Here is a 12,656-nt window from a genome sequence, read left to right on the forward strand (position 1 = left end):
CTGTTTTTAAATGCCCACTTTAACGGATAATGTAAACTGCTTCTGGATCGGTTGTGCAACACCACCTGCGTTGAAGAACTCAGGGTCCTGGCCTTTCAGTTTCTTGTCTGAATAGATCAGCCACATGTTGTTCGCAGCACCGGTTACCACCAGGCTGTTAAAGCCAGTTCTCTTAATAAGGCTGCCAGGCAATTGATAAGTAAGAGATACCGTCTTCAGGCGCACAAAGTCTCCTTTGGCCACCCTTTCAGTAGAAAAGTTGTAGTTACTGTAAGGATAAGCGCCTCCCAGTAAGGTTTGCTCATAAGCATCCAGGATAGATGGTACATTTGTCTTCGTTTCATCTTTCGGCATTACCCAACGATCATAAAACTCATTCGGCATAGCATCCAGATCAGAGTAGGAAGTCTTGAAGGCAGGATACAAACGGATCTTGTTACCCCACTGATAGGTCATGAATATATTCAGTGATAAAGCCTTATAGCGGAAGGTGTTGTTGAAACCACCCGTCACCGGAGGATCAACAGGGCCCTGGTATACCAGGTTGCCTGTAGCATCGTCCTGCAGATCTATGTTAGAGCTCACATGTCCGTCAGGTGTTACAAAAGCAGGCAGACCAGTATGTGGGTCCAGTCCTTTGTAATCGAGAGAGAAGAGGCTGCGTACAGGATATCCTTCCTTATTACCGCCTTCTGGTGCTACCAGGTCAAAGATCAGCGGAGAATTTTTTGCATTGGTGATCTTATTGGTATTGTAGCCAAACGTCAGATTGGTTCTCCAGCCCCACAGTTTCCTGCGTATCACTTCACCACCCAACATCAACTCTATGCCTCTGGAATCCATGTCTGCATAGTTGGCAGCCTTATACAGTTCCCCGCCAATGCCGGCAGTTTTGATAATGCTGATGAGGTCAAAGCTCTTGCGGCTATACAGATCGAGGGTAATGTTTAAACGTCTGTCAAAGAAACCAGCTTCCAGGCCAAGGTTAGAAGTATATAGTTTTTCCCAGGTCAGTTCTGTATTTTTCAGATGCGCCAGCTGTATCACAGACTCTACTTCATTCAGATGTGCACGGCGGCTGTTTACGGTCTGGTATACGATGTTGGAGTTGGTAGCAGGTCCCATACTTGCCGTCAGACCATAACTAGCACGCAACGACAGATAATCTACATTTTTCATCTGCTGCATAAAGCTCTCCCTGTCGAGGTTCCAGCGACCTGCAAAGCTCCAGGTAGGCAGCCAGCGTGCACTGGAAGAAGCGCCTAAGCGGTTGGAACCATCATAGCGGGCATTACCGCTGATGCTGTATTTATCTCCGTAGGAATAATCTGCGGTAGCATAGAACGCCGCAAAACGGTCGTAATCACGGGCCATACCATAGTAAGGGAAGTTGCTCTCTATGGTTTGTTTCACAATGCGGTAGTCGATATAAGGTACACCACCATTGTTATACTGATAACCATAACCCGTGTTGGAAGCATTCTGCCTGTCAGCATATTTCACCTGCTGACCTGCCAGTATATTCACATTGTGATTACCGCCAAAAGTAGTTCTATAGCTCAGGGTATTGCGGAAGTCATAGTTCAGCAACTGATCTTCCGTACGATTGTAGAAACCACCAGCGGGCAGTACGATCACTGGCTGTGCATCGGGATCTTCAGGGTCTCTGTACAGGAATTTATTATTCTGCGCGATAGTGGCATTGTCTGCCGCCCTATAAGCATTCGCCATATTCGCGTCTTCCGTGATCTGGTGTTCACGGGATGATTTCACATAACGCAATGCACCTACAAATTCCCATTTCAGCTTGTCAGTGATCTTCCAGCCGATATCGCCCTGCAAACGGAGGTCCATTACATTCAGGGTAAGGTAGTTGTTACGCAGCTCATCGATGATGTTGAAATCAGTATAATTCCTCCTGAAATACTCCAGCTCACCGTTATCATCATAAGCCCTCAGTGTACGGCTGGTATTCAATGCATAACTGAAAGGATTGATATCGAAGTCACGGTCGTACTGTCCTTCCACAGGATTGCTGTTGCGGGTCAGAGAACCCGGAGCACGCTGCTGACGCACGGAACCCAGGGTGGAGAAACCGGCAGACAACCTATCGGAAAATTTATAGTTGTTACGGAAGTTCAGTGTATAACGGTGTACTTTATCTGCCAGTGTCCAGCCATTATCGCCATAATAACTGGTGGAGAAATAAGACTGTGAACGGTCAGTACCGGACGATACGCTCAGGGAATGTTCCTGTACAAAGTTATTCCGGAACAGGAGGTCAAACCAGTCAGTATTGGCCTTTCCATATTTCAGGAGGAAGGCCTTGCGTGCTTCAGGCGTATTCTCCAGTCCATAGTTCCCATTCTCATCTGCCTGCAGCAGCTCATACATTTTACCATACACGCCCACATCGCCACGGGAAAGAATGTCGGAGGTAAGGATACCCTTACGCTCAAGCTCCGCCAGAACAGACATCTGTCTGGCGGAGTTCATGATATTAAAGCTTCCATAGGTAGGTTTCAGCTGAGTACTGAAGTTGCCGCTGTAGGCAATAGCCGTCTTACCAGCACGTCCTTTTTTGGTCGTGATCACGACTACGCCATTCATAGCGCGGGCGCCATACAGGGCCGTTGCAGCTGCATCCTTCAGGATATCGAAGCTCTCAATATCGTTGGAGTTCAGTCCCGCCACTGCAGATCCTAACAATGTGGTCGGGTCTCCACTGGAGAGCTGATCGTTGGAAATATTGGCCACATCTTCCAATACCACACCATCTACCACCCACAATGGTTTGTTATCACCATTAATGGAAGAAGCACCGCGGATGCGGATCTTAGGTGCAGTACCAAATGTACCCGACACGTTCTGGATAGATACGCCGGCCACACGGCCTTCCAGCATACGGCTCACGTCTGCCACACCACTCAGTCTCACATCTTCCGCTTTCAGGGATACGGCCGAACCGGCAAATTTCTTCTTGTCCACATTCTGGTAACCGGTTACCACTACTTCAGATAGTGAACCTTCTGTACCGCTCAATACTACATTCAGTAATGATTGTCCGCTGAACAATATTACTTTCGATTGTTTACCGATATAGGAAAAACGAAGGCTGTCGCCGGAACGGGCAGCCAGCGCAAAATCGCCATCCAGGGTTGTTACTGTTCCCTTGCGTGTAGACAGGTTGACTACTGATACATTAGGTAAGGCTACTTTTTCTTCGGCGCCGCTCACACGTCCCTTGGCCAGGCTCATAGGAATAGAATCCCGCACTGCACGGCGGTCTGCCGTATGGGTATCACCAGCGGCATGCGCACTGGCGGATAGTAATAACAATATTGTTACCGTAATAATTCCCTGCCGGCGTCTTTTTAAGGGCGCCGTCAATTGATTACCGTGTATAGGTAATGTCATATGTATAGCTGATTTACTGAATAGATCCTGGTTGTAAAAATTCCTACTTTCTGGTTGTTCCTTGTACTACAATAGATTGACGTTCTATCTGGTTACTCAACAGATCAGGCAATAGATTCAGGCTGTAACGAATTAATTCTCTCCATCAATTCCCCCTTCAACATGTTTCCAACGATGTTCCTTTTTCCAAAACCTAAAATTATTCAGTTGCGAACGTTCTTCCACGGGGGTAAACCGCCTTTGTAGAAAATAGCGGTAAACCACTATTTAATTATTATCTTACCCGTCGGAATCAACCAGGAATTATATTCGTAACGTCTGTTTTTATAGGAAACGACCTTTGTAGCAACCAGAATCTAATCACATCCCTGTAATAACTGTCAATTTTACAGGCATGCTTTGCCAGTGATGCCACAAAGAGGAAAGAAATGACTTCTAATTATGGGAAACCTTAGTAACAACAGCCACGGAACTATCCGTCGGGCCCTGCTTTTCTTACTGGTGCTCCTTTCAGGTAACTGCTTATCCCTTACCGCACAGACGGTAGAAGATCGTTTACCTCAAACTGTCACACGTTCACATACCAGTAAAAAGAATGTGGACAGCCTCCTGAAACTGGCGGGCACCAAGAGAGATACCGCTGCCGGTACTGCCATGCGCCTATATTATACGGGCATGGAAGACGCCCGTATGCTTCGTTACAACAATGGGGTAGCCCGTGCATTGTCCGGACTGGCCCTCTGTTACAACAATAACAATGAAAAAGATAAAGCCCTCTCCTGCGAGCGCAGGGCATTGCACTATTGCGAAAACAACGAGCAGGGCATTGCCATCAGGGTCGATCTCTACATCCTCATGTCCCAGACGTTCTACTATAGAGGCAAATACGATTCTTCTGCCTTCTACCGCTACGCAGCGCTGGACGTACTGGAAGCCAACCAGGTAAACGACAGAAGAATGCAGACCCGCGTATACTGCAGCCTGTTAGATTTCTGGCTCAACATCAACGAGAATATCTCCAACGATATGCACATCCAGCAGGTAATGGGGCATATCAACAGCCTGATAGACAGTGCTAAAATCAAAAAAGATACGGCCGCCCTGATGATGTTATACTTTTATAAGGCAGGCTATTTTAATAACATCGTTCAGAATGATTCCGCCCGCTATTACTGCAGCTCTTCCATCCAGATGGGAAAGGCTACGAAGATCTCTCCCAGTATGGAAGCCGGCCTGCTTATCAATACCGCACTTACCTACCTGGACGATAAAAATCCCGTTCCTGCCATCCACCACCTGGAAAAGGCGAAAGCCCTCTTTCCTCAGCTCGACCCGGTCACCAATCGTCACCAGATCTTTGCTGACATCTGCCTGGGACAGGCCTACCTGATGCAGCAACAATACAACAAGGCTATCGCCATTACTTTACCCGCCCTGGAGAGTGCGCATAAACGCAATATGGTGCACCTCCTGACAGCTCGTGGCAACCAGGTACTGGCAGATGCCTATGAGGCCCTGGAACAGTATAAAAAAGCCGCAGCATACAGAAAAACATACAGCGCCATCAGGGATAGCATGATGAAAGTAGAGAAGCTGGAACTGGTGTACAACCTGGAAATGAGATACCGCATCGCCGACAAGAACAAGGAACTGGCGGAAAAGCAACTGGCTATTACCCGCAATGAAAGCCGGATCAAAACCAAGAACTTCCTCATCATAGGCGTGTCTTCCGGCTTACTGCTGATACTGATGGTCAGTATCCTCATCTATCGTAATAATCTCAACAAACAGAAACTGCAGGCCGAAAAGATCCGCAACCTCCGGCAGGAATTACAGATCAGTAATCTCCAGGCCATGATAACCGGAGAAGAGAAAGAGCGCAGCCGTATTGCCCGCGATCTTCACGACGGTATGGGCGGCACACTGGGGGCCATCCGTACCCGCCTCAGCTCCATCTTCCGCCGGCATACCACCGCCGATGTTACAGAAGATTTCCGGGAAGTGCTCCATCTCCTCGAAGAGGCTTCTGTGGAACTGCGTAAAACAGCCCACAACCTCATGCCGGAAATACTCCTGCAGGAAGGCCTGGCTAAAGCCACTGCACTCTTCTGTGAGCGCGTACGCAAAGGTCATACCCTGGAAATCACCTTCCAGGCTATCGGCACCGCCTCCGGCCTCTCCACTGATGCCGAACTTACCATATACCGCATCATCCAGGAACTGGTGCATAATATCCTCAAACACGCCAATGCCCGGCATGCCATCGTCCAGATCGCTTATTATGAAACGCAATTGGCTGTCACCGTGGAAGATGATGGTAACGGTATGCCGGCTAACTCACAATCAGATGGCATAGGATTGAAAACTATCCGGGAACGCGTAAATTCGTTGAACGGGGAATTGCATATAGACAGTGTACCTGGGCAGGGAACCAGTGTACACATAGAAATTACGCTCAAACAAAATACTGCCAGATATGCCTATAAAACTAGCGATCGCTGACGATCATCCTATTGTAACTAAAGGCATCTGTAACATCTTACGTGATGCCGTCAATGTAGAAGTCACCGATATCTATGCCAATGGAACCGCTCTCCTCAAGGGCATCAAAGAAAGTCAACCCGACGTACTGCTGCTGGATATGCACTTACCCGACATGAGCGGCCCCGAACTGGCGGCCAGCATCCTGAAGAACTATCCACAGGTACGCATTCTCGTACTCAGCAGCTCAGATGTCATCTTCCAGGTAAAGAAAATGCTGAAACTGGGTTGTATGGGATACCTGTTGAAAGACTCTGACGAGACCACTATTCTCCAGGCAATAGAAACCGTGTATAAAGGCGGTCAATTCCTCTCTCCTGCCCTCAACCAGCTGCTCATAGAGGATATGTTCCGCAATAAGAAATCAGAGAAGAAAACAACTACCTTAACCCGCAGGGAAAAAGAAGTACTGCAGCTGATCATTGACGAACATACCAACCAGGAAATTGCCGACAAACTCTTTCTCAGCCTGCACACCGTAGAAAATCACCGTATCAGCCTACTGCATAAACTGGAAGTGAAGAACACCGCAGGGCTGGTGAAGGTAGCATTACAGACGGGGCTGGTATAGCATGGTTTATATGCTCATTATTTCGTAGTATCGTGTAATGAGCAAACGGACTTTTCGCATTAGCAGCCTGCTGATGATCATGCTTTCTATAGCTATCGCAGCGCCGGCACAGAAAAAGAAACATAAGAAGAAAAAGAAAGCCCAACAGACGGAGTCTGTTCAACCGGTGGTGCTCGGCATAGTACAATCACCCGCCGTTGCCGAGGCATCAGGTATTGCAGCCAGCAAGGCACTGCCAGGCCATTTCTGGACACACAATGACAGTGGTAATAAACCTGAAGTATATCTGCTGGATAATAAAGGCCAGCTGGTGAGTACCATACACCTGGAGGGTGTGTTCAACCGCGACTGGGAAGATATCGCGGAAGGTATCGGTCCAATTCCACACAAACAATATGTATATGTCGGCGATATTGGTAACAATGTCCAGGTAGATCTGCGTACGCGTATCTTACGTTTTCCCGCGCCTGTAGAGGCGCCGGGGCGAAAGATGAGCGTTAACCCCGAGGTATTGCATGTTGCTTTTGCTGATGGTCCCCGGGATGCGGAGACGCTGATGGTGGATCCTCTTTCGCGGTACTTTTATATTGTCAGCAAACGTGAGAAGGCGGTGGGGATATACAAAGCGCCGTTGGACTTTAAAAACGGCGACAGGGCTGTGTTTCAGAAGGCAGGAACGGTACCTTATACGTGGATTACGGCGGGGGATATTTCGCAGGATGGGAGGCATATTGTTATTAAAAACAAAGATCAGATTTATTATTGGCGTCGGAATGCCGGGGAGAGTGTAGAGGCGGCGATGTCAAGGGCGGCTGTTGTGCTGCCTTATGTGCCGGAGAAGCAGGGAGAAGGCGTGACTATTAGTGTTGATAATTCAGGGTATATCACTATTAGTGAGGGGAAAAATCCGGCGGTGAATTTTTATCCGCATAAGTTTTGAGTGGCTTACCTGGGGCATATTTCCGTAGTGTGAATGTTATTGCTGCCTGTTTTCCGGGTGGATGATTTCACCTTGCTTTCGGGTTGTTAATATTTCCTGGCGTATGAGGCTGACAGTGATTCTTGCGCTGGCCTTCTTGCTCACGGTGCAGGCTGGGATCACTGGCTGTAGTTCTTTGAAGTTCCTTACTATGGAGCTGTGGGAAAGCCGATGGGCTTTGGGAATTCTATTAAACCCCTTGTGGGTCGTATCAGCATACTTCAAATAACTAAGGCCAGTGATTCCCACCTGCCCGCTCGCTGCGTACGGCCTCAAAAATTATTGTAAGCCGCCTATATCGTAGGCCATACCCTGATCACATATGTTAATGCCGGGCTATAAGATTGTAGTTTTTACTCCACTTCGCTCTGCTTTTCTATACTAGCACTAATACATTGCCTTTTATGCCAATTATGCCGTTTTTGCCACCACCACCCTTAAAGAACAGGGCTATATAGAATCAGCCGCCCTACAATTATTTTGGAGACTGTACGCAGCGAGCGGGCAGGTGGGAATCGCTGGCCTTAGTTATTTGAAGTATGCTCACGCGCCCTACCAGGGGTTCAATACATATTCAAAAGCCAACCCGCCCTCCCAAGCCAAATAGCAAGGAACTTCAAAGAACTACAGCCAGTGATCCCAGCCTGCACCGTGAGCAAGAAGGTCAGCGCAATAATCACTGTCAGCCCAGATCCGCAATAATAAAAAAAGGCCCGGCAACAACTGCCAGGCCTTACACCAAAAACAAGCTCATTTTACTTCACCTGCAAATCAAACACATACTTCCCTCCTTTCAACTCAACCTCATCCAACTCTAGATCCGCAACCCGCTTCACCTTCTGCGAAACCAACGCCCCCGCCGGCAATCGTACAGTCGCCGTCGTACCAACCGGTACTTCGAAAGAAAACCGGATCTTTCCCGCAGAGCGCCGCCACTCCGATTTAATCACCCCATACCTACTCTCATAATCCGCCTTCACAAAATTCAACCCCTTCACAAAACACGGCTGCAAAAAGAAATGCTTAAACCCAGGTAAATTCTCATCCGGCCGGATCCCCGCCAGAGTTTTATAAAACCACGCACAATAATCTCCAAAGAAGATATGATTATGCGACAATTCCCCAGGCCAGTCTTCATACAACGTAGTAGCACCATGCGCAATCCAGTGCCCCCATCCTGCATAACCAGTATCTGTCAACATGCGAAAAGCAATATCTCCATAACCACCTTCACTCAGCACAGGCAACACATACTTCGTCCCCATCACCCCAAAATCCGCATGATAATTACTATGCTGCACTTTAGCTGTCAGTTGTGCTGTAGCAGCAATGGCCGCATCAGGAGACGCTAAGTGGTGGAACACAGCCGTACTCAACGCCGTCATCGTACTGTCTTTATAATGACCGGTAACAGGATCAAAGAACGTACGATTAAACGCAGTACGGATACTATCCGCAAGTTTAGTGTAAGTAACCTCATCAGCCTTATCCCCTAACACACGCGCCATTTTAGCAACAAGCACTGCATCTGTATAAAAATAAGCCGTAGATGTAAAGGTTCTTGGCGTTTGTACCAGCGACATCCAGTCATCCAGGCCGTATTTAAACAAATAACCCTCTGCCTCCTTCGCTACAACATCAGTATACTTTTTAATCGCAGGATAATGCTTTTGCACCAAAGCAGTATCCCCATGATACAGGTACATATACCATGTCACAAAGCCCAGCGCGCTTCCCCAGGCAGGTCCGAAAGTATGCTCTTCATCACCAGCCATGTCATATCCCCACCCATTGGAAGGCGTAATACCCGGCATAGCCCCACTGGGCAATTGTGCGTCACTCACATCATCCAGCCATTTACGATAACCATCTGCAGTTTTGTAATTCCAGAGCCCTACTTCTGTGGAGATGTGCGCATCCGCCGTCCAGCCATTCTTCTCACGTTGCGGACAATCAGTAGGAATGCTCAGGAAGTTACTGCGATAAGACTGTCGCGCAGCAGCGTACAGCTTGTTCACCATGGTATCTGAACTGGTGAAATGCCCTGCTTCTTCAAAGGCAGTGCTGTAAAATAATCCCTCCAGTGAATGAATATCCAGGGCAAGCGCATTGTCAGTCTCTACCTGTACATACTGGAAACCGTGATATACAAACCGGGGAGTAAAAGTCTCTTTGACAGTGCCTTTCAGATAATATACATCTGTCTGGAAACGTAACTCGCCAGGCATACTGCGCATATGCTCAGTATTATGTTTCATATCCAGCTCACCATCTCTTAGCACTTCTCCGTAATACATCGTCACTTTCGTACCAGCCTTGCCTTTCACTCTGAGTGTAGCTACACCGGCAAAGTTCTGCCCCATGTCAAAAAGATACCTGCCATTACCCAGCTTCTTCACAGACACTGGTTTAATGTGGCGGATAACTTTGATAGATGGCATTACCTGCTCATGCAGCGTACCTCCGGGAGAAGATGTTTTCAATGCACGTGCCCAGGCAGCATCGTTGAATGATGGTTGATTCCATCCGGGAACTTCCTGTCGGGCATCATATATTTCACCTGTGTACAGACAGTTAAACTGACTGGGACCTGTGGAGCATTTCCAGCTATCATCAGTAGCAATGGTTTCGCTGGTGCCATCAGTATATTTGATAACAAGGTCTAATAACAGACGTGGCGTTTTTCTCCATGGAGCGTTCTGAAAGCCCCATACGGCGTGCGACTGTATATTATACCAGCCATTACCTAACTCCGCAGCAATACTTTGTGTAGCAGTATTGTTTTTGGATAACAATGCAGTTACATCGTACTCTTTGTACAAAAGACGTTTGTCATAACGTGTATATGCCTGCTCAAGCACCGCATTAGTAACGGGCTTGCCGTTCACATACACAATGTGATACCCTACGCCAGAGACGTAGGCAGTAGCACTGACTACTTTCTTTTGCAGTCTGAAAGTTTTCCTGAAATAAGGCGCTTTTGTAGCAGTAGTGTCTTCTGTATTGGTGATCCAGTTTCCCTTCCATTCAGGACGCTGGGCATACGCGATACAGGTAAAGAAAATAAAAATGGCAGATAGAATAACTCTCAATGTGTGATATTTTATGGTACAACAGGAAATGCAACAACTCTGACTTTAGTAAAACCATAGGGCACAAGGGTAATATGTTGCAGAACAGTATCCACTTTCCCTTTATAAATGCCCTCACGATCAGTAGGGGGCTGATAAGCCACACCGTTCAATACTTTCCAGGACGGTATCTTTTTAGCAGGCGCTGTGATCTCAATAGGAACATGTTGCAGGTTCCATACAAAGCTATCATCTACAGGCCGCTGCATACTTACCTTCATACTGTCTGCAGGATGCCGCACATCTACACGACGCAGGCCATAATTCCAGATACTTTCAGGATATACGCTAAAGAAATCTCCTTCAATGGTATCAATAGCTTTCTCCCATCGCTCCTGTATTTTCAGGGCATATACCAACGGGCCTCTTTCCACAGCGCTGGAGTTTCGTCCCCAGGTGCCTGTAGCGATCTTCATAGGCAGCTGCAATGTCAGCAGGTCTTTGTTCTGCCACTCACGTTTGATAGTGATGACCTGCCCGCCTTTCTCCTTACTGTAAGGCTGCCCATTCAACAAGATGACGGCTGTCTCGCACCATTGAGGAATACGTAGTTGTAAAGGGAATTCGGTTTCCTTCTTCAACGCAATTTCAAACTTTACCGTTTCATTGAAAGGATAGTCTGTGATTTCTCTGATGGTTACTTCCTGCTGCTTCTTCCCAACTTTCGCCGTTACTGTATTCGGGCCATAGGCTAATGCCGCCAGGCCATTATCAATCGACTGATACCACAGGTGTGTGGTAAATTTTGTCCAGCCCTGGTGCATATTCGCCAGACAACAGGAATAACCGCTGCGGGGACCTAATACATTACACATCTCCCGGTCAAAAGGCAGGGAGAAGTTGAATACACCTTTACTGATCTGCAGCTGGTTCGCTACCTGGAAGTATTGTCTTGCATTGTAGTCGTCTGTTGTTTGTGTAGGCAAGGCATTAAATGCCATCTTCTCCAGCGCATCCATATAGGCTACATCGCCCGTAATAGCGCTGATCTGCTCCAGCGAATACATCGCTTCCACTACAGCACATAGCTCCACGCCTTGCGTAGGATCATTGCCGTTCAGGTCCTCATCTCCTGAAAAGATCCCCATAGGCAATCCATGAACTGTCATCAAATCTGTCCAGCCAGTGTGCAGGTTCTGCAGATATTGTTTGTTGCCGGTACGCTGATAGTTAATAGCCGGAGCTTTCAGTCCCATAGCAACATTTACGGCATGACGGTTCATCCACTGGTGATTGTTACGATAGGTAGTGGTGCTGATCACCCAATCCCTGTTTCCGAACCAGGTGGTCCAGGGAAATGCCTGCTGCTCTATCAGGTCGGCCAGTTGCAATAGATAATCCTCTTTTGTGATACCATACAGCCATTGTGCCATCATTACATTTTCGGCGCCACGGGATGTAGCCCATTCCGTCCACTTACCTATAGGGGCTACTTTCAGGGCCTCCGCCTGATACCGGAAATACTTCGACATCAGCTTGATAACTTTTTTGTCTCCGGTAGCGGAATAGTATTGTTGCAATACTTTCAGCATGACCATCTTTGGCCACCAGTCTTCACCATAGGCCGCATGCTGTGGATCAATGGTAACATTACTGTCCAGTTCCATCCTTGTCAGCGGACCGAAATAACCGCTTGGACGCTGATGTTCCATCGTCCAGTTAACATAGCGGAGTACTTTTTCTTTCAGGATTTTGTCATCCAGTAAATAAGCCAGCGGTAATGCCCCGTCCAGCCAATAAGGGGTTTCCTCCCAGCCATCACCCCGGCCGCCCAGCCAGCCATTATCATTTTTAACTTTGGCATACACCTCATCCAGGTGGCCGGTTGTACCGTCACGCATGATCTGCAATTGGTGTTTCAGCCATCCCGTGGGTTTAACGGCGCCTAATGGCAATGCTTCATAAGCGGGAGGAGTGTAGGCGCCGGTTGAGACCTGTTTAATGCCGGCTTGTGCCCCCAGTGGTAACATGAAAACCACTGGAAGTGCACAACACACCATCCATTTAATTTTCATTA

Annotated in this window: 6 protein-coding genes; 3 read left to right on the top strand and 3 right to left on the bottom strand. The window is 47.8% G+C overall.

The features are described from left to right. Positions 1–6: 6 nt before the first annotated feature. Positions 7–3,417 (bottom strand): SusC/RagA family TonB-linked outer membrane protein, encoded by a 3,411-nt coding sequence (locus F3I09_RS10575; protein ID WP_149695018.1) that lies wholly within the window; start codon positions 3,415–3,417, stop codon positions 7–9. Between the two features lie 441 nt (positions 3,418–3,858). On the opposite strand from F3I09_RS10575, the gene F3I09_RS10580 reads away from it, so the two are divergent. Genes F3I09_RS10580 through F3I09_RS10590 form a run of 3 tightly spaced genes read left to right on the top strand, consistent with a single transcriptional unit; the run spans position 3,859 to position 7,469 of the window. Then, complete coding sequence (locus F3I09_RS10580; RefSeq protein ID WP_149695019.1) at positions 3,859–5,919, top strand: ATP-binding protein; 2,061 nt, start codon at positions 3,859–3,861, stop codon at positions 5,917–5,919. Continuing rightward, positions 5,894–6,529, top strand: a complete 636-nt coding sequence (locus F3I09_RS10585) for a response regulator transcription factor (protein ID WP_149695020.1) — start codon at positions 5,894–5,896, stop codon at positions 6,527–6,529. Before F3I09_RS10580 ends, F3I09_RS10585 begins: the two co-directional genes overlap by 26 nt. A gap of 37 nt (positions 6,530–6,566) precedes the next feature. Further along, complete coding sequence (locus F3I09_RS10590; RefSeq protein ID WP_149695021.1) at positions 6,567–7,469, top strand: hypothetical protein; 903 nt, start codon at positions 6,567–6,569, stop codon at positions 7,467–7,469. Positions 7,470–8,263: 794 nt separating this feature from the next. Here the strand turns inward: F3I09_RS10590 and F3I09_RS10595 are convergent. Together F3I09_RS10595 and F3I09_RS10600 are read right to left on the bottom strand one after the other, a co-directional pair. Then, positions 8,264–10,600, bottom strand: a complete 2,337-nt coding sequence (locus F3I09_RS10595; RefSeq protein WP_149695022.1) for a family 78 glycoside hydrolase catalytic domain — start codon at positions 10,598–10,600, stop codon at positions 8,264–8,266. Positions 10,601–10,611: 11 nt separating this feature from the next. After that, on the bottom strand, positions 10,612–12,654 hold the full coding sequence (locus F3I09_RS10600) for a beta-L-arabinofuranosidase domain-containing protein (protein WP_223233209.1): 2,043 nt from the start codon (positions 12,652–12,654) through the stop codon (positions 10,612–10,614). Between the last annotated feature and the right edge of the window lie 2 nt (positions 12,655–12,656).

Origin of the sequence: Chitinophaga sp. CF418 (assembly GCF_900142925.1) — a bacterium.
Classification (GTDB): domain Bacteria; phylum Bacteroidota; class Bacteroidia; order Chitinophagales; family Chitinophagaceae; genus Chitinophaga.